Origin of the sequence: Flavobacterium sp. GT3R68, from assembly GCF_007109225.1 — a bacterium.
Lineage (GTDB): Bacteria > Bacteroidota > Bacteroidia > Flavobacteriales > Flavobacteriaceae > Flavobacterium.
Map to the genome: position 1 here is coordinate 388976 of NZ_VJZK01000003.1, position 23629 is coordinate 412604.

The 23629-nt window shown below is 37.9% G+C and carries 22 protein-coding genes; 13 read left to right on the top strand and 9 right to left on the bottom strand.

Going from position 1 to position 23629, the window contains the following annotated elements:
• The first annotated feature begins 31 nt into the window (after window positions 1–31).
• Window positions 32–601 (top strand): pentapeptide repeat-containing protein, encoded by a 570-nt coding sequence (locus tag FNW07_RS08220; protein WP_126743009.1) that lies wholly within the window; start codon window positions 32–34, stop codon window positions 599–601.
• A 4-nt stretch (window positions 602–605) separates the two neighbouring features.
• Here the strand turns inward: FNW07_RS08220 and FNW07_RS08225 are convergent, their stop codons facing one another.
• From FNW07_RS08225 to glyA, 3 genes are all read right to left on the bottom strand, one after another.
• On the bottom strand, window positions 606–1100 hold the full coding sequence (locus FNW07_RS08225) for a GNAT family N-acetyltransferase (protein WP_126743010.1): 495 nt from the start codon (window positions 1098–1100) through the stop codon (window positions 606–608).
• Between the two features lie 24 nt (window positions 1101–1124).
• The gene (locus FNW07_RS08230; RefSeq protein WP_126743011.1) at window positions 1125–1718 is read right to left on the bottom strand and encodes a tRNA-(ms[2]io[6]A)-hydroxylase; all 594 of its coding nucleotides are present in this window, start codon (window positions 1716–1718) and stop codon (window positions 1125–1127) included.
• Between the two features lie 115 nt (window positions 1719–1833).
• A complete protein-coding gene (gene glyA, locus FNW07_RS08235; RefSeq protein ID WP_126743012.1) occupies window positions 1834–3108 on the bottom strand; it encodes a serine hydroxymethyltransferase in 1275 nt (424 codons plus the stop codon).
• Between the two features lie 111 nt (window positions 3109–3219).
• Here glyA and fahA point away from each other — a divergent pair, with 111 nt between their 5' ends.
• The 4 genes from fahA to FNW07_RS08255 all read left to right on the top strand — a co-directional run bounded on the left by fahA (window position 3220) and on the right by FNW07_RS08255 (window position 8512).
• Window positions 3220–4503 (top strand): fumarylacetoacetase, encoded by a 1284-nt coding sequence (fahA, locus tag FNW07_RS08240; protein WP_126743013.1) that lies wholly within the window; start codon window positions 3220–3222, stop codon window positions 4501–4503.
• 177 nt (window positions 4504–4680) lie between these two features.
• Window positions 4681–5865, top strand: coding sequence for a hypothetical protein (locus tag FNW07_RS08245; RefSeq protein WP_126743014.1), 1185 nt, complete (start codon window positions 4681–4683; stop codon window positions 5863–5865).
• Between the two features lie 80 nt (window positions 5866–5945).
• Window positions 5946–6791: a hypothetical protein gene (locus FNW07_RS08250; protein WP_126743015.1), complete on the top strand. Its 846-nt coding sequence runs from the start codon at window positions 5946–5948 to the stop codon at window positions 6789–6791.
• An 11-nt stretch (window positions 6792–6802) separates the two neighbouring features.
• Window positions 6803–8512, top strand: a complete 1710-nt coding sequence (locus FNW07_RS08255; RefSeq protein ID WP_126743016.1) for an N-acetylmuramoyl-L-alanine amidase — start codon at window positions 6803–6805, stop codon at window positions 8510–8512.
• Between the two features lie 65 nt (window positions 8513–8577).
• Here the strand turns inward: FNW07_RS08255 and ytxJ are convergent, their stop codons facing one another.
• Window positions 8578–8967 carry a bacillithiol system redox-active protein YtxJ gene (ytxJ, locus tag FNW07_RS08260; protein WP_126743017.1) on the bottom strand — a complete coding sequence of 130 codons (390 nt, stop codon included), beginning with the start codon at window positions 8965–8967 and terminating at the stop codon, window positions 8578–8580.
• A 117-nt stretch (window positions 8968–9084) separates the two neighbouring features.
• On the opposite strand from ytxJ, the gene clpB reads away from it, so the two are divergent.
• Window positions 9085–11721 carry an ATP-dependent chaperone ClpB gene (gene clpB / locus FNW07_RS08265; protein WP_126743018.1) on the top strand — a complete coding sequence of 879 codons (2637 nt, stop codon included), beginning with the start codon at window positions 9085–9087 and terminating at the stop codon, window positions 11719–11721.
• A gap of 75 nt (window positions 11722–11796) precedes the next feature.
• Here the strand turns inward: clpB and FNW07_RS08270 are convergent, their stop codons facing one another.
• The 3 genes from FNW07_RS08270 to FNW07_RS08280 all read right to left on the bottom strand — a co-directional run bounded on the left by FNW07_RS08270 (window position 11797) and on the right by FNW07_RS08280 (window position 15410).
• Window positions 11797–12330 carry a hypothetical protein gene (locus tag FNW07_RS08270; protein ID WP_126743019.1) on the bottom strand — a complete coding sequence of 178 codons (534 nt, stop codon included), beginning with the start codon at window positions 12328–12330 and terminating at the stop codon, window positions 11797–11799.
• 322 nt (window positions 12331–12652) lie between these two features.
• The gene (locus FNW07_RS08275; protein ID WP_126743020.1) at window positions 12653–14923 is read right to left on the bottom strand and encodes a M1 family metallopeptidase; all 2271 of its coding nucleotides are present in this window, start codon (window positions 14921–14923) and stop codon (window positions 12653–12655) included.
• A 205-nt stretch (window positions 14924–15128) separates the two neighbouring features.
• Complete coding sequence (locus FNW07_RS08280) at window positions 15129–15410, bottom strand: hypothetical protein (RefSeq protein ID WP_126743021.1); 282 nt, start codon at window positions 15408–15410, stop codon at window positions 15129–15131.
• Between the two features lie 348 nt (window positions 15411–15758).
• On the opposite strand from FNW07_RS08280, the gene FNW07_RS08285 reads away from it, so the two are divergent.
• The 4 genes from FNW07_RS08285 (at window position 15759) to FNW07_RS08300 (ending at window position 20082) form a co-directional block, all read left to right on the top strand.
• Entirely contained in the window at window positions 15759–16694 is a 936-nt protein-coding gene (locus FNW07_RS08285) for an alpha/beta fold hydrolase (protein ID WP_126743022.1), read from the top strand.
• Window positions 16695–16696: 2 nt separating this feature from the next.
• A complete protein-coding gene (locus tag FNW07_RS08290; protein WP_126743023.1) occupies window positions 16697–17248 on the top strand; it encodes a GNAT family N-acetyltransferase in 552 nt (183 codons plus the stop codon).
• A 92-nt stretch (window positions 17249–17340) separates the two neighbouring features.
• Entirely contained in the window at window positions 17341–17850 is a 510-nt protein-coding gene (locus FNW07_RS08295) for a hypothetical protein (RefSeq protein WP_126743024.1), read from the top strand.
• A gap of 48 nt (window positions 17851–17898) precedes the next feature.
• Window positions 17899–20082, top strand: a complete 2184-nt coding sequence (locus FNW07_RS08300; protein ID WP_126743025.1) for a TonB-dependent siderophore receptor — start codon at window positions 17899–17901, stop codon at window positions 20080–20082.
• Between the two features lie 52 nt (window positions 20083–20134).
• Here the strand turns inward: FNW07_RS08300 and FNW07_RS08305 are convergent, their stop codons facing one another.
• The gene (locus FNW07_RS08305; protein WP_126743026.1) at window positions 20135–20362 is read right to left on the bottom strand and encodes a VF530 family DNA-binding protein; all 228 of its coding nucleotides are present in this window, start codon (window positions 20360–20362) and stop codon (window positions 20135–20137) included.
• A gap of 70 nt (window positions 20363–20432) precedes the next feature.
• On the opposite strand from FNW07_RS08305, the gene smpB reads away from it, so the two are divergent.
• On the top strand, window positions 20433–20888 hold the full coding sequence (smpB, locus tag FNW07_RS08310; protein WP_126743027.1) for an SsrA-binding protein SmpB: 456 nt from the start codon (window positions 20433–20435) through the stop codon (window positions 20886–20888).
• A 25-nt stretch (window positions 20889–20913) separates the two neighbouring features.
• Here smpB and FNW07_RS08315 read toward each other — a convergent pair whose 3' ends face one another.
• Window positions 20914–21555, bottom strand: a complete 642-nt coding sequence (locus FNW07_RS08315; protein WP_126743028.1) for a protein-L-isoaspartate(D-aspartate) O-methyltransferase — start codon at window positions 21553–21555, stop codon at window positions 20914–20916.
• 187 nt (window positions 21556–21742) lie between these two features.
• Between FNW07_RS08315 and FNW07_RS08320 the strand changes: the two genes are divergently transcribed.
• Window positions 21743–22708 (top strand): Gfo/Idh/MocA family protein, encoded by a 966-nt coding sequence (locus tag FNW07_RS08320; protein ID WP_126743029.1) that lies wholly within the window; start codon window positions 21743–21745, stop codon window positions 22706–22708.
• A gap of 26 nt (window positions 22709–22734) precedes the next feature.
• A complete protein-coding gene (locus FNW07_RS08325; RefSeq protein ID WP_126743030.1) occupies window positions 22735–23622 on the top strand; it encodes a 3-hydroxyacyl-CoA dehydrogenase family protein in 888 nt (295 codons plus the stop codon).
• Window positions 23623–23629: the final 7 nt, after the last annotated feature.

Genomic DNA, 23629 nt, shown 5'->3' on the forward strand with positions numbered 1-23629 from the left:
TTTGTTTTTTATCCCATTTCACAATTTATCCATGACAGATTATTTACTTGATATTGAGTATAATGGAATCACATACAGTGACCAGGAAGTCAATTTCAAGGAATTTGAAAATTGCACCTTTAACCATTGTAATTTCTCACAATGTGCTTTCACGGCGGTTACGTTTATCGATTGCACCTTCAATTATTGCATTTTCAATAATACCAAAATAAATCATGTCGCTTTCCGCACTGCCTTTTTTAACGGTTGCCAGATAAAGGAGGTGAATTTTGCGATGGTTGATAAATTGATATTTGAAATTCATTTTACCAATTGTGTGCTGGATTTTTCGAAGTTTTATGCGTTGAAGATGAAACGCACTTCATTTACCAACTGCAGTCTGATTGCCGTAGATTTTATGGCTACCGATTTAACGGAAGTTATTTTTGATACCTGTGATTTATACCGTGCTGAATTTGATAAGGCGATTGCCAATAAAACTGATTTCAGAACCAGCACTAATTACACGATCGATCCTGAAAAAACCAAACTCAAAAAGGCTGTGTTTTCGCTAAATGGTTTAAAAGGATTATTGTCCAAACATGACATTATTGTGGAATGATAAACTATTGCTTTTCCATTACAAAGTCTTCCATCAGATATCCGTGTCCGATTTCGATATCTTCATCGGCAACGATTTCAAAACCTATTTTTTGATAGAAAGTCAATGCCTTATTCATTCGGTTTACATTTAACGACAATGTTGTAGAATTGTTTTCTTTGGCCAAAGCCTCAATTTTATACAATAATAATTTCCCGATACCCTTGCCCTGTGTTTCCGGTAAAACGTAAATCTTATGGATCCGCGTTACCTTCCTTTGATTGTAATTATGCTCATAAGAGACAAAACCCAGTGCAACGCCATTTTCTATAGCCAATAAAAAATGATGGTGCTTATTGACCATATTATCGCGCAAGGTTTCTTCCGAGTAGAAACTGTCCAACATATAGACCAACTGCACTTTCGAAAGAATCTTTCCGTATGTGTCGGGCCAGGTTTGATAAGCAATCTGCTGAATTGTATGTATGTCGGCTGTTGTGGCCTCAGTTATTGTAATCATAGTAATTATTTTTTGGAATAAAATCTAACCGTGAATGGTTTCATTCTTGCCATAATTCTCGATTATGGAAGCTTCAAATTCTATCCATTCCCTCCAACGCTTCTCTACATCAATACCCGTGCCGTATTTTCGGGCATAGGTAATAAAAGTAGTATAATGTCCGGCTTCACTTTCCATCAGGTTTCTGTAAAAAACAGCCAATTCCTCATCCTGAATATTTTCTGAAAGCACTTTAAAACGCTCACAGCTTCTGGCTTCAATCATTGCGGAAAAAAGTAATCGCTCCACCAATCCGGAAACCCGGCTTCCATCACCGCTTTTTCTCATGTATTGGTACAATTCATTTACATAATCGTCTTTGCGTTCCCGCCCAAGTTTTAATCCTCTTTTGATAATGATATTATGAACCTGCTCAAAATGATCGATTTCCTCTTTGGCCAAAGCCAATAAATCCTGAACCAAATCCTGATGTTCGGAGTTATTGGTGATGATGGTAATGGCGTTTGTAGCCGCTTTTTGTTCACACCAGGCATGATCCGTCAGGATTTCCTCAATGTTCTTTTCCACTATGTTTACCCATCTGGGATCGGTTGGCAATTTTAATCTCAATACAGACATAATTTTAGTCTTAAAGTTTGAAAGTCAAAAGCTGTAAAGTCAAAAAAAGAAAGAACTTATAAATTCTGATTTCCTTCATTCGACAGTACGACTTTTGACTTTGGACTTATTTTTATTAAAAAACGAAAATAGCTCTTTCGCTCATCATTTCGTTCACCTGGTCCGCTACCTCTTCGATAACTGCCTCGTTGGTGTGATCCATTAAGACCTTATCAATCAGGGCAACTATCGCTTCCATATCCGCTTCAACCAAACCACGGGTGGTGATGGCAGGTGTACCAATACGGATACCTGAAGTTACAAATGGTGATTTATCGTCAAAAGGAACCATATTTTTATTGACCGTGATTTCGGCTTTCACCAAAGCATTTTCGGCTTCTTTACCGGTAATGTTTTTGTTTCGCAAATCAATCAACATCATGTGATTGTCTGTTCCGCCTGAAATCAGATTATAGTCTCTTTTCATGAAAGCTTCGGCCATTGCTTTGGCATTTTTTTGAACCTGCATTGAATAATGGAAAAACTCATCAGTTAATGCTTCGCCAAATGCCACCGCTTTTGCAGCAATAATGTGCATTAAAGGTCCACCTTGGTTTCCTGGGAAAACAGACAAATCCAATAACGAAGACATCATTCTGATTTCCCCTTTTGGAGTAGTCAGGCCCCATGGGTTTTCAAAATCTTTACCCATCATGATCATTCCACCTCTTGGGCCTCTCAAAGTCTTGTGAGTGGTAGTAGTCACGATATGGCAATGTGGCATTGGATCATTCATTAATCCTTTGGCAATTAAACCGGCAGGATGCGAGATATCGGCTAATAAAAGAGCACCCACACTGTCGGCTATTTTTCGGAAACGTTCAAAATCCATATCGCGGCAATATGCAGAAGCACCGGCAATAATCATTTTTGGCATTTCCCTTGTAGCCACTTCCTGAATCTTATCGTAATCAAACTGTCCTGTTTCTCTTTCTACACCGTAAAAAACAGGATTATATAATTTCCCTGAAAAATTTACAGGAGAACCGTGCGTTAAATGTCCACCGTGAGATAAATCAAAACCAAGAATTTTATCGCCCGGTTTCAGACATGCCGCATAAACAGCGGTGTTTGCCTGTGAACCCGAATGTGGCTGAACGTTAGCATATTCAGCACCAAATAAAGCTTTGGCTCTATCGATGGCAATCTGTTCCACTACGTCCACTACTTCACAACCGCCATAATATCTTTTTCCGGGATATCCTTCAGCATATTTGTTGGTTAGTACAGAACCGGCAGCTTCCATTACCTGATCACTCACAAAGTTCTCAGAAGCAATCAATTCCAATCCGTGAATCTGTCGCTCTTGTTCTTCAAGAATAAGGTCAAAAATTTGTTCGTCGTGTTGCATTTGATAATTTTTCGTTAATTTGGTTACAAAAATACGAAAATCGTTTGGTAAAATGAATGATGGGGCTATATTTGATAACTGAATTTTCAATAAACAAATCAACACACACAAATGCCAATAACTGCCAATAGACCCGAGAGAAAATCCTGGTTGGATGTACCGACAGACAGTGACTTCCCAATTCAGAATATTCCTTTTGGAGTATTTCTGACCAAAGAAAATATAGTAACAGTAGGTACCCGTATTGGGGATTTCGCTATAGATTTAGGTGCGCTGCAACAATTGGATTACTTTGACGGAATTGATCTGACAGACGATATGTTCATGCAGGATACGCTGAATGACTTTATATCTGACGGCCACAAAACATGGCGTTTGGTCAGAAACCGCATCGCAGATATTTTTGATGCTGAAAATCCAAAATTAAGAGACAATACCGAACATAGAAATATTGTGATCTTCAAAATGGAGGATGTTGAAATGCAGCTTCCGGTTTTGATTGGTGACTATACTGATTTTTATTCCAGCAAGGAACATGCAACGAATGTCGGAATGATGTTCCGTGATCCAGAAAATGCATTATTACCAAACTGGCTTCATATTCCGGTAGGATATCACGGAAGAAGTTCTACGATTATTCCTTCAGGGATTCCGGTTCACAGACCGATGGGACAGACTTTGCCAAACGGTGAAACTTCTCCGGTATTTGGTCCCTCCCGATTGGTTGATTTCGAATTGGAAACCGCTTTTATTACTACGGATGTAAATATTATGGGTGAAAACATTTCCATAAGCGAAGCTGAAGGTTATATTTTCGGAATGGTTTTACTGAATGACTGGAGTGCACGCGACATACAGAAATGGGAATATGTGCCATTAGGGCCATTCCTGTCAAAGAACTTTGCTTCATCGATTTCCCCCTGGATTGTAACCATGGATGCTTTGGAACCTTTCCGTACCAAAGGACCTAAACAGGAACCAACGCCACTACCCTATTTACAGCAAAAAGGGAAACACTCCTTCGATATTAATCTTGAAGTTGCTTTGCAGCCGGAAGATGCCGAAGCCACAGTAATTTCACGTTCAAATTTTAAATACATGTATTGGAGCATGTGCCAGCAATTAACGCACCATACTTCTAACGGTTGTCGCGTAAATTCGGGTGACATGATGGGGTCAGGAACCATTTCAGGGCCAACTCCGGACAGTTATGGTTCGATGTTGGAATTAACGTGGGGCGGAAAAAACCCAATTACGATGAGCGATGGCACCGAACGTAAATTCATCAATGATTATGATACTGTTATCATGAAAGGATATTGCCAAAACGGACAAGTGCGAATTGGTTTTGGAGAAGTCTCCAGCAAACTTTTGCCTCCATTTGTCAGAAAATAAAAGATTAAAAATATCTTAAACAAACTCCGAAAATTGTCGGAGTTTTTTGTACCCAAATAACTGATTAGGCCCTAGCCCCGATGGAAACGGCATCCCACGCTTTTTTTGCGTGGATATAGTGGACAGCGGGAATAGCTTCAGAAAAAAAAATTATATTTGTCAAAATTTCGATTCCATATGAAGAAAATTACTTTACTGCTGTCTTTATTTATCATTGTTGCCTCCTGTGGCGTAAAAAGAACCCAAAGCATGTTGAGCGATGGGGATTATGATGGTGCGATTAACCGCGCTGTCGAAGGTTTGCGGACCAACAAAAATGCGAAAGGCAAGCAGAATTATGTGTATTTGCTGGAGGAAGCTTTTGCTAAGGCTAAAGAACGCGATTTGAGCGCCATTGCCATGATGACGAAGGATGCGAATCCTGCCAAATTAGAACTTATATACAATACATACTTGCAATTGAATACCCGTCAGGAGCGAATTAGACCTTTGCTGCCGTTGCAATTGATTAAGGAAGGCCGAAATGCTTATTTCCCTTTCGATAATTATTCGGATCAGTTGATTAACAGTAAAAATGATTTGTCTAAATATTTATATAATAATTCGAAGGCGCTTTTGCTGACAAAAGATAAATTGAGTATCCGACGGGCATATGATGATTTGGCCTACCTGGAAAACCTAAATCCGGGTTATAAAGATGTCCACAAACTGATGGATGAGGCTTTGTCCAAAGGAACGGATTATGTGAGCGTTTTTACGAAAAATGAGACCAATATGGTGATTCCGGCGCGTCTTCAAAATGACTTACTGGATTTCAGCACTATGGGGTTGAATGATAAATGGACCGTATATCACAGTAACAAGCAAAAAGGAATTGCGTATGATTATGGGCTGATTGTTAACTTTCGCCAGATTAGCATTTCGCCGGAACAGGTAAAAGAGAAAGAATTCATTAAGGAAAAGCAAGTTAAAGACGGGACAAAAACACTTTTGGATGCTAATGGAAATGCCGTAAAAGACAGTTTGGGACATCCGATTAAAGTGGATAATTTTAAAACCATCCGTGTGAACATCTATGAATTCAGACAATTTAAAGCGTGTCAAATTTCGGCAAAAGTAGATTATATTGATTTTAAAACGAATCAACTGATTGACACTTTCCCCATTTCAAGTGAATTTGTTTTTGAGAATATCTATGCCAATTACCAGGGCGATAAACGGGCTTCTGACGATAATTATCTGACCTATTTCGATAAACGCGCCGTTCCGTTCCCAAGTAATGAGCAGATGGTTTATGACACCGGCGAAGACCTGAAAGCCAAATTGAAAGACATTATTACCCGCAACAGATTTAGACGCTAGTTTTTCCTTTAAATATTTTTTTATTAAAAAGTAGGAAATTTATTATATTTTAATAGCTTTGTATAAATAACTTTTATACGATGAAAAAATATATTGTCTTAATCGCACTGTGCGTGAACAGTTTAGTTGGGTTTACCCAAAATTTGTCCAACATCAAAAAAATTCCGCTTCGGAGTTTTTATACCAATCCAATAGTTTCCCCCACCGGAACCCATGCCCTATTGACGGGACTGAATTTCCATGGTGTTTATTTGTTGGATCTGAAAGCCAATAAAATCAGTACTATTTCTAAAGTCAGCGGAACTGGCTATGGCTACAGCTGGTCAAAGGATGGCGCATCGGTTTATTTCAAAGAGAAAAAGGAAAAGGGATATGTCAGTGATTCCGAAGTGATCCGTTACATTCTGAAAACCAAACAGAAAATCAAACTTCCAGATTTTAACCACAATTACCTTCCCTCCTACATTGGTGAAAAAGGAATCGTGATCTATACCAATTTAGCCACACTTAAAATTGAAGCTAAGGATTTAAACACCTCCAAAACCTGGGTTGTAACCAAATCTGAAGGCCAGTTCTACAATGCAATTTTATCAAATGACAGCAAAAAAGTGGCTGTTCATAGCGGTTCGGACATTTACATATACAACACGGACGGTTCTGGATTAATTCAAAAATTGGGTCGTGGAATCGCCACTTCCTGGTCGAAGGACGATAAACACATAATCGGGTTTCTGGATGAAAGTACGGATGGACATTCCATCAGTAATTCTGAACTGTATTTATTTGATGTGACTTCTGCAAAGGCACAAAAAATTACCACCACTAAACAAACATTCGAAATGTTTCCCAGTTTTTATGGTGTCAATAAAATCATTTATTCGGATGATAAAACGGGGCAGATCTTCACTTCAGAAATTAAACTGTAATTTAAAGTCTTATGCAAAAAATTTACACTCTTATAATTGCAGTATTGTTTTCGTTTACTGCTTTTTCTCAAATAATAGTAATTGATCCGGGCCATGGGTATGGTGCAACAGTTAGTGACAATCCTGACGGAAGAACGGCCATCGAAATCGAAACCACCTTGGAAGTGGGATTACGAACAAAAGCATTAATTCAAACCAGTTGCATCTGGACCGTTCAAATGACACGTAGCACGAATGTCAACGGTTGGATATCAGTAAACCAACGGGCGCTAATGGCCAACAATTGGAATGCCGACAGATTATTGAGTATTCATTGCAATGCCGGCGGCGGAACGGGAACTGAAACCTTTTACTGTACTGATGGTGATACTAATACAGCACCCGATATTGCTTTTGCTTCCAAAATCCAAACGGATATGGTTTCGAACGGGCAATGGTCCAACAGAAGGTGCGTTGAGGATATGAGCTTTTTGGCGTACCATCTGGGTGTACTAAAGTATTCATCGGCAACAGCCTGCTTAAATGAAATCGGATTTGTCGATTCAGCCGATGCTACCAAACTTACAAGTTCGACCTGGAGGGATCAATTTGCCCTAGCTTACTTCAATGCCTTCAAATCCATTTTAAACCTGACTTGTAACGCTTTGCCAGCTCCGGGAACCTTTAGTTTAACTGTTACTCCGGAATGTAATGGCACCACTAGTAGAAATAATCTTACGTGGACTGCCTCTACCAATGCGACTTCGTATGACATTTATAGGAATGGGATTCTCTACGCCAATAATATTACCGCATCACCGTACTTAAATACGGCTACAGCTGGAACAACTTATACATATTCAGTAAAAGCCAAAAATACTACAGGCCAGACCTCCAATTCCAATGGAGATGTTTCTGTCACTGCCTTAAATTGTGCTACTCCGGGTACGTTCACTCTTACTGTAACCCCAGAATGCGTCAATTCAGCCAGCAGATTAAATCTTACCTGGACAGCTTCTGCTAATGCAACAGTTTATGATATCTTTAGAAATGGAGCATTATATGCGAGTGACATTGTTGGAACGCAATTCCTGAATACCTACTTGATTACTCCAGGTACGGTGTATACGTATTCAGTCAAAGCAAAAAATACAATTGGCCAGTTAACGAACTCCAATGGTACCCTTTCGGTAACGGCTGTTGGGTGCGGCCCGGGAGCTTTTACGCTGAGCGCAACCGCGACTTGCAGTGGATTCGCAAGCGCAATTAACCTGTCTTGGAGCGTTTCCGCGAATGCGACTAGTTATGATATTTATCGCAATGGCAACCTGTATGCTTCGGATATAACCGGAACCACATTTTTAAATACCTATCTGATAACTGCAGGGACTTCTTATACCTATTTTGTAAAGGCAAAAAACAGTATCGGGACATTGAATAATTCGAACGGTAGTATCGCCGTAACGGCAGTAAGCTGTGGAAAAATAGCAGCGCAGGATGAAAATGCCGAAATCACTTTGTATCCTAATCCCACATCTGGTATTTTTAATCTGAATATTAGTAATGTATCGGATGAGACAATAACCTACCGCCTATTTGATTCAACAGGAAAAGTAGTTTATGAATCGAAAGTAGAATCAGCCAGCACTTCGATTGATATCAATCAATTGCCAGGTGGAATTTACTTCATAAGCATACTGATTGGTAATAAGGAAGTCGTAAAACGTGTTGTTAAAAGATAATCCGGATATAAACACTATAAAAAAAGCGCTTTTGAGAAAATCAGAAGCGCTTTTTTTATCAAAAATTAAATGTTATTGGTCAAATCAGCGGCGTCAATATCACTATGCGACACATGGTAAACTGCAATTCCCTTTTTTAATAGGATCAATTGCGGGGATTGATGGAAAACCTGAAAACGGGAAGCAATTTCATTAGAAATCTCCCGATATGATAACAAATCCAGAAAATATGTCGTAACTTCTTCCTCCTTTAAAATGAATTCTTTTTCGAATTGTTTTAAAGCCATACGGCTGATGCTGCAACGGGTACTGTGCTTGAAAATGATTATCGGTTTTTCATAGGAATCAATACTCATTTTATTCAGCTGCTGTATTTTTGTTAAGGGCAACCAATTTATTTTGGAAGAAGTAATTTCTTCATCAGAACTACCGAAAAAAGTTTTAAAAATGCTCATTTGTCTTCTTTTAGGACATTTTGTCGTTGTAAACTATTTACGAACAGACTTTTAGTCATATTTAATGCGTTGGAATATAATTTGAATAACCGTCAGCAAAGTTAAACCATTACAGCTATGAACTTAAACAATTTTACGATAAAATCACAAGAAGCTATTCAGCAGGCCCAACAAATTACGCAGGGCTTTGGACAGCAACAAATTGAAAACGAGCATCTTTTTAAAGGCATTTTAGAAGTCGATGAAAATGTCGCGCCTTTCATTTTGAAGAAACTGAATGTGAATGTGGATCTTTTCAAACAGATTTTAGACAGTACCATACAAAGTTTTCCAAAGGTGAGCGGCGGAGATTTGATGTTATCCCGCGATGCTAAAAACGTCTTACTGGAAGCCAATAACATTGCAAAAAAAATGAACGATGAATTTGTTTCCATCGAACATCTAATCCTATCCATATTCAAATCCAAAAGCAAAGCTGCTCAAATTTTGAAAGATCAGGGGGTTACCGAAAAGACTTTGCAAATGGCCATAGAAGAATTACGCAAAGGCGAAAGAGTGACATCAGCATCAGCCGAGGAAACCTATAATGCGCTAAACAAATATGCTAATAACCTCAATGAACTGGCAAAGAACGGCAAACTTGATCCAGTTATTGGGCGAGATGAGGAAATTCGGCGTGTGCTACAAATCTTGACGCGAAGAACCAAAAATAACCCCATGCTGGTTGGTGAACCCGGTGTTGGGAAGACAGCTATTGCCGAAGGATTGGCCCATCGAATTGTGGATGGTGATGTACCCGATAATTTGAAGGACAAAATAATTTTCTCCCTGGATATGGGAGCATTGATTGCCGGGGCGAAATACAAAGGAGAATTCGAGGAACGCCTGAAATCGGTGGTAAAGGAGGTGACCTCTGCAGAAGGTGATATCGTTTTATTCATTGATGAAATCCATACTCTGGTGGGGGCTGGTGGCGGTGAAGGTGCTATGGATGCCGCAAACATCCTTAAACCTGCTTTGGCACGTGGTGAATTGCGCGCCATTGGTGCCACCACATTGGACGAATATCAAAAATATTTTGAAAAAGACAAGGCATTGGAACGTCGTTTCCAGAAAATTATTGTCGATGAGCCTGATACTGAAAGCGCCATTTCCATTCTTCGGGGAATCAAGGAAAAATATGAAACCCATCATAAGGTACAGATTAAAGATGAGGCTATAATTGCTTCCGTCGAATTATCGCAACGTTATATCACCAATCGTTTCTTACCGGATAAAGCCATTGATTTGATGGATGAAGCCGCTTCAAAATTGCGTATGGAGATTAATTCCAAACCGGAAGAACTGGATGTTCTGGATAGAAAGGTAATGCAATTGGAAATCGAAATAGAAGCCATTAAGCGGGAGAATGACGAAAACAAATTGAAAATTTTAGGATTAGACCTGGCCAATTTAAAAGAAGAGCGTAACGATTTATATGCTAAATGGAAATCTGAAAAAGATGTTGTCGACAATATTCAGACAGTAAAAACCGAAATCGAAAATTTCAAATATGAAGCTGAACGTGCCGAACGGGATGGCGATTATGGTAAAGTAGCCGAAATCCGTTATGGCAAAATTAAAGAAGCTCAGGAACGTTTGGATGTTCTGCAAAAACAACTTCAGGAAAATCAATCTGGCTCTTCACTAATAAAAGAAGAAGTCACGCGGGAAGATATTGCTGAAGTGGTTGCCAAATGGACTGGTATTCCGGTTATGAAAATGCTGCAGGGAGAACGTGAGAAACTACTGAAATTGGAAGATGATTTACATAACCGGGTTGTTGGTCAGGAAGAGGCCATTCAGGCAATTAGTGATGCTGTTCGCAGAAGTCGTGCCGGTTTACAGGATATGAAAAAACCAATCGGGACGTTTCTGTTTTTGGGAACAACAGGTGTCGGTAAGACCGAATTGGCGAAAGCCTTGGCTGAGTATTTATTTGATGACGAAAATGCGATAACGCGTATTGACATGAGCGAATATCAGGAACGACACAGTGTTAGCCGTTTGGTTGGTGCACCTCCGGGCTATGTAGGATATGACGAGGGCGGACAACTGACCGAAGCGGTTCGACGAAAACCGTATTCTGTAATTCTGCTTGACGAAATCGAGAAGGCACATCCCGATACATTCAACATCTTATTACAGGTTTTAGATGAAGGGCGTCTGACAGATAACAAAGGCCGTTTAGCCGATTTTAAAAACTCAATTATCATTATGACTTCCAATATGGGAAGTACGATTATCCAGGAGAAATTTGAGAACCTCACCCAAGGCAAAGCCGAACGGAGCGGAGCTAAAGGAGGTGTGGAAGCGGCAACAGAAGTAGCGAAAATCGAAGTCTTAGGATTATTGAAGCAAACGGTTCGCCCCGAGTTTATCAATAGAATCGATGAGATTATAATGTTTACACCGTTAACCAGTGAAAATATCACGAAAATTGTGGGACTACAACTGAAATCAGTTATTAAAATGCTTGCACAACAGCAAATTACTATGGATGCTACACCTGAAGCTATTGAATATTTAGCTCAAAAAGGATATGATCCCCAATTTGGGGCACGTCCTGTAAAAAGGGTGATACAACGGGAAGTAATGAATCAGCTTTCGAAAGAGATTCTTTCGGGGAAAATTGCAACCGACAGCATTATTTTATTGGATGCATTTGATGGCCAACTGGTTTTTCGAAACCAAAAGGATTTGGCATCAGAATAAAAAATAAAAAGGGTTTAGCTGAACACTAAACCCTTTTATTTTGATTTATATGATAATCGAAACTCCATTTTTCAGTTAACGATATCCTTTTAATATTTCCCCTTTTGGATTGACGAGTAATTCGCGGACTTCTTTATCTTTTTTTATTTTAAGATTATATTCTTTTTTCTTAATGTCCCCGTCTTCCTGAGAATACAGAAATTTATCATTTACGATAGTCCAACCTGGAAAGGTTTTATAAACAGAGTAAACAACTGCTTGGGGTAATTTCACATTTTTATAATTTTCAACAACACTTGTTAATTTTCCATTTTCATTATATGTTGCTGCCAATAAACCATTTTTAACTTCCATGGTCACTAAATAGCTTTCATATCCTTCATAATCTTTTCCAAGATCATAAGAAATGAATTTATCTTGTAAACGCCTTACCGTTTTATCAGGATTCTTATCTGGTAAATATAGAGAAAAATCCTTTCCTGCGCTTTTAATTACAACTTCAGGCAATTCTTCCGTTTTAATATTTCCTTCATTTTCCACTTTCCCATCTACCTGGGCATAAAAAGTGGTCATTCCTAAAAAAAACATAACAATAATAAATGATTTCATGATATTTTTTCTTAATTTATAATATTGCCTGAGATAATTGATGAATAATTACAAGGCTTGTTTAGTTTCTCCCCCTTTTATTATGATTTAATTAATCAGTCCTTTTTTCCCAAGCATTTAACTGCTTTATTTCAAATTATTAAAGGTGTCGATTTATTCCACAGTAAAATTACCACAATAATGAAAATGGTGCTGTTAATACTATCACTAACTTGTGTTATATTTTAAATTTATTTTTGGCAGGAATACCTTTAAGACTAAGGATTTATACAAAAAAAAACACCAACTTCACAGCTGGTGTTTTTATATAATCAAAAACAGTTTATTTGTCTCTCGTAAACAAGAAGTTTTGTCCGTTTACAGCTAAAGTAAATTCAGTTTTACTCTCGTTGAATTGAATCACAAGACCTGCCCCTTGATAAGTAAACTTATCTTTACCTGCTAATTCTAACATAAGTTCAGGCTGTCCGGTAGCGTTCGCAATTAACATCCCATTATCTTGTGTGATATTGATTTTTACAGGAATTGCTTTACTTGAAAAGCTTCCAATATAAGCGTCCAGAATTACATCTTTTTCTACCTCACTTTTTCCGGAAGTCCACACATTGTTTTCCGCATTGACATCAGGGAAAGCGTGATCAGGGTCAATGGTAATGGTTTCTATTTCTTCCTTCGAATTGTGTTTGAAAGTCCAGATATTATTGCGTTGCCAGATTTCTACAGGAAGTTTCACACGATTTACTGCACCACTTTTATATTTAATATCCATTACCACTGGCATGGGCATTTTTTCTTTGTTTTCAATAGAAATAACTGCACCTAGTTTAGGGTCATTTTTAATATATTTGATTTTATTTACTGCCTGATCCAAGCGCCAATTATTTACAAACCATCCTCTCCAGAACCAATTCAAATCTTCTCCTGAGGCATTTTCCATTGTTCTGAAGAAATCATCAGGAGTAGGATGTTTAAAAGCCCAGCGCTCCACGTAGGTACGCAGTGCCGCATCAAATCGTTTTTCTCCCAATACCTGCTCTCTTAGCATTATCAGTCCCATAGAAGGTTTGTAGTAAGCTAAAACACCTAGATTTCCCTCTTTAAGACCATCAGGAGCTGTTACAATGGGTTCGATTTTCTGGTTTGTAAATTCTTCTGACATCTGATGCATGTCTGTCACCGGTGATTTGTACTCTCCTTTATTAAAGTCAACTGAACTTAATGAATTAATAAAAGTATTGAATCCTTCGTCCATCCATGCAAACAATCGCTCATTTGAACCCACAATCATAGGAAACCAAATATGACCAAACTCATGGTCTGTAACTCCCCACAGATCCTGCCCTTTGGTTCCCCATCCACAGAAAACGATTCCCGGATACTCCATTCCGCCTTCATTACCGGCTACATTCGTTGCTGCAGGATAAGGATATTCAAACCATCTTTTTGAATAATTTTCAATAGAAGATTTCGTATATTCTGTAGAACGTTCCCATCCATTGTCACCATTACTTTCAACCGGATAGGCAGATATTGCCATAGCTTTTTTTCCGCTTGGCAAATTAATTTTTGCTGCGTCAATTATAAAGGCCGGTGAAGAAGCCCAAGACATGTCACGTGAATTCTTAATTTTAAATTTCCAGGTTAGTGTTGATTTACCTGAAGGACGCGAAGAAGCATTTGTAACTTCATCCGCTGATCTGATAATAACTGTTTTATCGCTTTGCGAAGCTGCTGCCCAGCGTTTCTGTTGTTCTGCCGTGTAAACTTCCGAAGGATTCAAAAGCTCTCCCGACCCTACTACAATATGGTTTGCGGGAGCTGTAATACTTACGTCGAAATCACCATATTCCAAATAAAACTCTCCTGCACCCAAATATGGAAGCGTATTCCATCCTTTCACATCGTCATAAACGCACATTCTTGGGTACCATTGTGCGATTGTGAATATTTTTCCGTTTTTGGTATCTAAAACCCCAGTTCGGTCTGAACCATATTTTGGGGAAATATAAGAAAAGTCAATTTTTATTTTAACAGAAGCCCCGTTCGCGCTTAGTTCCTGAGGAAGCATAATCTTCATACGGGTATCGATAATCTCGAATTGTACTTCTCTTTCTGTCGGTTTGCCGGCTACTGTTGAAATTATTTTAATGGACTTTATTTTATGACCACCGTCAAAAACTTCTCCTTTTGCTCCATTACGACTTCCTGTAATCGGAATAATGGCATTTCCACGAGAATCCGCTTTAAATAAATTCTGATCTACGTTCATCCATAAGAATGACAACTTATCCGGGCTATTGTTGGTGTAGGTTAAAGTTTCTGTTCCAATGATTTCACTGGTTTGATCATTTAATTTGGCAGTTAATTGGTAATCGGCCCTATTCTGCCAGTATTTAGCGCCGGGCTGACCGCTTGCAGATCGGGTACTGGTCCCATTTTTTGAATAAAATAACGGTGCAAAAGCATCGTGATAATTATAATTTGAAACAGATGGATTTGCTGAAGCAGCAGTTGGCGTCTGTTGCGCCTGAAGCGATATCGCCCCAAAAAATAAAGCCAAAACCATATTTGCCTTAAAAAAATTCTTTCTCATAATTTTTGTTTCTGATTGATTATTTGATTGATTAACCAAAATTAGACGAACTTTTGATATTATTGTTACAAAAGAATCTTTTTTTATTGAAATAATTCACCTACAATTATTTCCTTTCCATTTTTAAATTTCATAATGTAAATGAAAAATTTTAACAAAAAAAAACACCAACCAAAAGTTGATGTTTTTTTAGAGTAGTTTTTTTTTATAATGATTTATATATTCGGTTAATTGGAATGCCTACACCTTGCTTCAGAATCACGCTATTATCGGTCACACCCCAAACCGTAGTTTCCACAACTTTTTTGGATTCATTATCTTCAAAAAAGATTTTGATTTTGGAATGTTCTAAATTACCTAAGGCAAGTGCGCGTTGTAGTTCTGAATTTCGCTGTTGGATTTCTACTGAATCTTCGAGAACATCAGTTTTGGGAAAGTGTAATTTTTCGATCACTTCTTTCTCAATGGTTTCGAAATTTGAATTCATAATGTTTTTCGTTAAATTGTTATAATAAATATGAGGTAATAATAAAATTAATAAAATATTATTATAAAACAAGAAAAAATGTTATAATTATCGTTTTCAATTTTAATCCAATCATACCACTGTGCGGAACAACCACAACATTTACTGTTAAACTGGGAACTCACGTATGTTTTTCAGCATTAAAGGATTAACTCCATTTTGGAAGGAAATTCCTCTTTATCGTATTGGATTTCTGCTAAAAAAATAAATATTTATGTAACAATAGTCACGCGTAGTTTTTTTATATTTGGAAAATCAACATGTTAAGTGGAATTCTTAAAAATTATTTTTCCATTAAAAAATGCCATTATGCGAAATTTAATTTATCTGTTACCTGGTATCCTTTTCCTAACGGGCTGCTCAAGTTTCAGACCCGGAAAAGATTATGTTTTTCCTTCCAAAAAAGAAAAAGAAAAATATATCTATTCCTATAATCAAACTCTAAGATTGTGGAGCGTCCCTTATAAAGAAACCGATGTTGCGACTAGTTTTGGCACCGCTCATGTTATTATCAGCGGGCCGGATGCAGGAGAACCATTAATTCTATTTCATGGAACAGACGCCAGCTCAACCATGTGGTTTCCAAACATCAAAGAACTAAGTAAAGAACATCGTGTATATGCCATCGATTTCCCATTGGAAGCTGGCAAATCAATGTCAAACCGCATTAAATTAAGCAATAAAGAAACGGCTGTTTTCTATAAGGAGGTTTTCGAACATTTCAAGATGAAAAACATCAACTTGCTGGGCGTTTCCCGAGGTGGCTGGATGGCCACTTATCTTGCCATACAATTGAAACCACATATAAAAAGAATTGTTTTACTCAGTCCTGCCAATACCTTTGGCGGCATCGATCAATTCTGGAAAGTCATGACAGCTATAAATCTTAAGATATTTCCAAATCCAAAAAGTCTTGGCAAATTTTTTAACTCTTTTTCATATCGTCCGGACAAGATTGATGCTATATTTAAAGAACAGCTTTACCTGGCCTATAAATATGGTAACAGTAAGCCGCGTTTATTAAATATGACCCAATTTTCAGACGCTAATTTGAAATCCCTGAATATCCCGGTCATGGTACTCATTGGAGATCATGATATTGTAAACAGCGAGAAGATTTTCAAAAAAGCCCATAAATTAATTCCAAATGTAGAGACCGAAGTCATAAAGGATGCTGGCCATTTTTTATCGATCGATCAATCTGATATAATTAATAAAAAGATACTGAATTTCTTAAAAAAATAAAAATGCTGGATATCAATTTTAATCCTTTTCCGAACCTTGAAACCGACCGCTTATTTTTGAGACGTGTTGACAAAAATGATGTAAACGAGGTATTCGCTTTACGGTCTGACGCAGAAACGATGAAATATGTGCCACGACCTTTAGTGACCAAAAATGAGGAAGCATTGGACCATATAGCGCTGATTGATTCCAAAATTGAAAGCAATGAAGGTATCAATTGGGCAATAACTATGAAAGGCTCCCCAAAATTACTCGGCATAATAGGTCATTACAGGATAAAACCTGAACATTATCGCTCAGAAATCGGCTATATGTTACTTCCGGAATTTCAAGGAAAAGGCATTATTAGCGAAGCCGTAAAAGCAGTCGTAGAATATGGTTTCAACACTATGCACCTGCACTCCATTGAAGCTATCATTGATCCGGATAATATTGCTTCGGCGGTGGTGTTAGAGAAAAATAATTTTATAAAGGAGGCACATTTTAAAGAAAACGAATATTATGAGGGTCGGTTTCTTGATAATATAATTTACTCCCTTTTGAATAAAAAATAAAGACCGGTTCTCTAAACTATGCTGTTCAATAGCATTTTAATAAGGAAGTAAGTAATGGTAAAAACGTTACATTTGCTTTTTTTAAAGAATAAATGTTGAACAAAACCAAGAACATAGCTATCATATCCATTACGGGATTTTACGTGATGCAATTGTGCTTTGTTTTTTTAGGCACGTTAATTGAAAACATCCAACAGGTCAGACACCAGAACCAGATTTCGAAAACATTCTTAGCACACCGAAGAGAGTTTACATTACTGGAATGGCAGAAATTTGACAATAAAAAAGAATTTGAACTTACCGATGTTTTTTATGATGTGGTTTCTTTTAAAATTGCTTCGGACAAAGTAATCGCCAACGTGATAGAAGATAATCTGGAAAGTCAAATACGGATTACCCTGCAAAGTCTTTTTAACAAAGAAAACAACCTGCAAAACGATAAAAAAAAATCTTTCAATTCCTATAATTACCTAAGCATTATCGAGAAGAATGAACCCGATTTTATCACTTTTGCGTGCGATAGTCTTTCAAAATCCACTTCATTATTTTTTACTGGAAAAGCCAATAAAATAATCCAGAATATTTACAGACCGCCATGTTAATTGATTGATTTACTATAAACTATTTTATACAAATTAATTGAAATAAACATGAAAAAAATATACTCATTTGTAGCATTTTTGGTTACTATGGCTGGATTTTCACAGATTGCTGTGGATACAACTAAATTAAAAGAGGTGGAACTGCGAACTCAGCGTTATTCTAAATCAAATAAAACAACTCAGAAAATTGAAAGTATTTCTCAAAAGGAAATTGAACTTCAGAATTTTCAAAATACTGCCGATATGTTGGCCAACAGCGGAACATTAGCAGTTCAAAAATCACAACAAGGTGGCGGAAGTCCGGTGATAAGAGGGATGGAAGCCAATCGTATCTTACTTTTGGTGGACGGAATCAGAATGAACAACCTGATTTTCAGAGCAGGGCATTTACAAAACGTCATCACTGTAGATGAAAATATGTTGGAAAGAGTGGATATCTTATTTGGATCCTCCTCGACACCTTTTGGTAGCGATGCTATGGGTGGCGCTATCAATTTGCTAACCAAAAAAGCAAAATTGTTATCAGATACCAATAGTAAGTTTCTTTCAGGAAATATCATTACACGATACAGCAGCTCGAATGAGGAAAAATCTGTTTTTGGAGATATTAATTTTGCCGGAAAAAAATGGGCCTCTTTAACAGCCTTTTCTTATAATGATTTTGGTGATTTACGAATGGGAAGCCATAAAAATGGAAAGAATGACTTTTTTGGAGAGCGTCCATATTATGTGGAAACAGTGGATAATGTTGACTATTTAGTCGCAAACCCTGACAAATTAATCCAGAAATTCAGTGGATACGAACAATACAATGCCATGCAAAAAGTGGTTTTTCAACAGAACAGCACTACACAGCACAACTTGAATTTACAATATTCTACTACTTCTGACGTACCAAGATATGACAGACTGACGGACCGTGCCGGAGCAGGCTTGAAATTTGCTAGATGGGATTATGGGCCTCAGAAAAGAATTCTGGCTGGCTATAATTTTTCTAAAGACAAAGCTTTTTTAAACAGTGATATGGACTTAGGTTTTAATTACCAAAATGTGAAAGAAAGCAGAATCTCGAGAAGATTCAATAACGACAAAACTAAAAGCCAGGTTGAAAAAGTCAATGTTTACTCTTTCAATGCTGATTTTAAAACAAAAATCGGTAAAGCGGATTTCCTTTACGGAGCAGAAGTTTTTTATGATGATTTGAATTCGAGCGCGACTAGTTCTAATAGAGCTACCGGTGTTGTAACTCCTACAGACACCAGATATCCCAATGGGGAAAATCATACGCTTAGAGGGGATGTTTTCGCCACATATAATACAAATATCTGTACCAACACCGCCTTTAATATTGGTGCAAGAGCAGGTTACGTTACTTTGAAAAGTACGATAGCTGATAATTCATTTTTCAACCTTCCATTCGATTCTATCGAACAAAGCAATTTTACCTATAGTGGTGCAATCGGAATTGTAAACCGTACAGAAACCACTAAAGTTGCTTTTAACGTCGCAACCGCTTTCCGTGTTCCGAACGTGGACGATTTAGGAAAATTATTCGAATCCGGTAATGGCGTTTTGATTGTTCCCAATCGGGACATTAAACCTGAAAAATCAGTTACTGCTGATGTAAGCGTAACTTTATGGGAGGGAAAAACAGTAGAATTCGAAAATACATTTTATTATACGCGTTTGTTTGATACAATGGTTACGGATCATTTCTTATTCAACGGACAAAGCACGGTAGATTATGATGGTGAGCCAAGTGAAGTTTTTGCCAACCAAAACATGGGTAAGGCACATATTGAAGGGATTTCATCAACATTGAAAATAAACATCACAAAACCTTTACAGTTTTATGGGACGTTTAATTTCACCCACGGTAGAGTTGATGATAAAACTGGTAATGCGCCATTGGATCATATCCCTCCTTTCTACGGCAAAACAGGTTTGAGATATGAAAACAAAATGCTGAATATGGATTTATACATGTTGTACAGCGGTAAAAAAGACATCAGCGATTATTCAACTAGTGGTGAAGACAACCCCCAATATGCTCCTGCTGACGGGATGCCTGGATGGCAAACCTACAACTTCAAAGGTTCCGTTCATGCATTTAAAATCATTACAATTTTTGCTGGTATCGAAAATATCCTGGATACGCAATACCGTACATTTGCTTCCGGAATCAATGCTTCGGGTAGAAATCTATACTTAGGTGGTAAATTTCACTTTTAGCGGGTAAAGACATTCACACAAACAGAAAGCCCGATAGTTCATCGGGCTTTTTTTATTCGAATTTTGGCAATGTCTTTATATATAGTTCCTCCACCTTTTTCCGGGCCCAATCCGTTTTTCTCAAAAAGGTCAAACTTGATTTAATAGTTGGTTTATCCGTGAAGCATTTGATTTTAATCAGTTCGCCCAATGTATCGAATCCATAATAACCAACCAATTGCTCCATAATTTTTTGAAGTGTAATTCCGTGTAGCGGATCTTTTGACTGTGATTTTTCCATATTGCAAATTTATGCCAATTTTATAAAAACTATTGTGCTTTCATCGATTTGTTCCTACATTTGCAATCCTATGCTAATAAAAACAGTCAACATCTTAAACAAACGAGCCAAGTTCGATTTCGAAATTATCGAAAAATATACGGCAGGCATTGTTTTGGCTGGGACCGAAATCAAATCCATCCGTTTAGGAAAAGCGAATATTACCGAAAGTTTCTGTGAATTCAGCAACAACGAGCTTTTCGCGGTCAATACTTATATTGAAGAATATATGTATGGAAACCAATTCAACCACAAAGCACGAAGCGAACGCAAACTGTTATTGAACAAGAAAGAACTGAAAGGATTGGCAAAAAGTGTTCAGGCAAAAGGACTGACCATTGTTCCGTTAAAATTGTTTACCAACGAAAAAGGGATGGCAAAACTCGAAATTGGACTCTGCAGAGGAAAAAAAACCTACGACAAACGGGAATCCTTGAAAGAACAGGACACTAAACGGGACTTGGACCGAATAAAAAAATCATTTTAAAACCCGTCATTTGATGGGTTTTGTTTTAATTTTTATCTTCCAATAAAGGTACAAAGCGAAACTCTCCTAATTCATGTTTCTCAAATTCCTTTTCACTTTTACGAATCACTAATGTCATAATCTGTATGGTTTCCCCAACCGGAATAACCAGCCTGCCTCCTATTTTCAATTGCGCCATAAGCGGTTTCGGAATAATCGGTGCACCGGCAGTTACGATGATACCATCAAAAGGAGCATAATTCGGCATCCCTTTATAACCATCTCCAAAAGTCAATAACTTAGGACGAATTCCCAATTTTGGTAGTAAAAGAGTAGTCTGCTTAAACAATTCATTTTGTCTTTCAATACTGTAAACCGAAGCTCCCATTGCACACAAAATGGCGGTCTGGTATCCGGATCCGGTACCAATTTCCAATACTTTATCGCCTTTTTTGACCTGCAATAATTCGGTTTGAAAGGCCACAGTATACGGTTGCGAAATTGTCTGACCCGCTGCAATCGGAAATGCCTTATCCTGATAGGCATAATCCGCAAGACCCGAATCAAAAAACAAGTGTCTCGGTACCTTTTTCAACGCATCCAATACAGCCTTATCAGTAATTCCTTTCTGTTCCACAATTTGAACTAACTGATTTCGAAGTCCCTGATGTTTGGCTGTATCTTTCAAAATTTAGGCTGATTTGTTTCCGTAAAATTAAGAAAAGAAATAGAATTTTTTGGAGCAATTTCCCGCTATTTGCTTAAATCTTTTTTTCGTTCCTCAAAAAAGGATATCGCTTTTATCGGGGCTAAAATATTATGGAATATCAATAGCAATTATCATTTTATTCCTATTTTTGTTGAAAATACTCAATATGTTAAAAGTAGGGGTTTTAGGTGCCGGGCATCTTGGAAAAATACATTTACGATTATTACAACAATCCGAAAAATACGAATTAGTAGGCTTTTACGATGAAAATCAGGAAAACGCCGAAAAAATTGCAAAGGAATTTGGTTATAAACATTTCGCCACCATCGCCACCCTGATTCACGCTGTGGATGTGATTGATATTGTTACTCCAACGCTTTCCCATTATAAATGTGCCCGAGTGGCCATCAAATCCGGGAAACACGTTTTTATAGAAAAACCCATTTCAAATACAGTCGAAGAAGCCGAAGAAATCATCGCTCTCGCCAAAGAATACAACGTCAAAGGTCAGGTAGGCCATGTCGAGCGGTTCAATCCTGCTTTTATAGCCACCAAAAACATGATTGAAAACCCGATGTTTATTGAAACCCATCGTCTTGCTGAATTCAATCCCCGCGGAACGGATGTCCCGGTAGTATTGGATTTGATGATTCACGACATAGACGCGATTTTAAGTGTCGTCAAATCGGATGTAAAATCCATCAATGCCAGCGGCGTCTCCGTAATCAGTGATACTCCGGATATTGCGAATGCCCGTATTGAATTTAAAAACGGTTGTGTTGCCAATTTAACCGCCAGCCGGATTTCGTTGAAAAATATGCGCAAATCACGTTTCTTCCAAAAAGATGCCTATATCTCCGTTGATTTCCTGGAGAAAAAATGTGAGGTCGTAAAAATGAAGGACGCGCCTGAAATTCCGGGTGATTTCGACATGATTCTGCAAAATGCGGAAGGTGTAAAAAAACAGATTTACTTTGCCAATCCGGAAGTGGAACACAACAATGCCATTTTGGACGAATTGGAATCTTTTGCAGATGCCATCAATAATGATACTACTCCCGTTGTCACTCTAGACCAGGGAACCAATGCCTTGCGTGTAGCTTATCAGATTATCGAGTGTTTCAAAAAATAAATAAATTTCAACCATAAAATATACAAATGAAGAATATTGCAGTAATCGGAGCAGGAACAATGGGTAACGGAATCGCGCATACTTTCGCGCAAAGCGGTTTTACCGTTAAACTGATTGATGTGTCCGAAAAATCACTGGATAAAGGAATGGCAACAATCGCAGCCAATTTGAACCGGATGGTCTCAAAAGGGACCATCACCGAAGACGATAAATTGAAAACTATCGGTAATATCATTACTTATACCGATATCAAAGATGGTGTGGTAGGTGTGGATTTAGTGGTTGAAGCGGCTACCGAAAATGTCGAATTGAAACTGAACATCTTTAAACAATTAAACGATGCGTGTTCTCACGATACTATTTTAGCAACGAATACTTCTTCGATATCAATCACGCAAATCGGTTCGGTTGTATCTCATCCGGAACGTGTTATCGGAATGCATTTCATGAATCCGGTCCCAATTATGAAATTGGTGGAAATTATCCGTGGGTACAACACTTCTGATGAAGTGACCAAAAGCATCATGGATTTATCTGAAAAGTTAGGTAAAACACCAGTAGAAGTAAATGATTATCCTGGTTTCGTAGCGAACAGAATTTTAATGCCGATGATCAACGAAGCCATCGAAACATTATACAACAAAGTGGCCGGAGTCTATGAAATTGACACCGTAATGAAATTGGGAATGGGCCATCCGATGGGACCATTGCAATTAGCGGATTTTATTGGTCTTGACGTTTGTCTGGCAATCCTGAACGTAATGCATGACGGTTTTAAAAATCCTAAATATGCACCATGCCCGTTATTGGTCAATATGGTTCGCGCCGGAAAACTGGGAGCAAAATCAGGAGAAGGTTTCTATGATTATTCTGCAAGCAAAAAAGCGGAAAAAACCGCAAAAATGTTCGCCTAAACTTTTC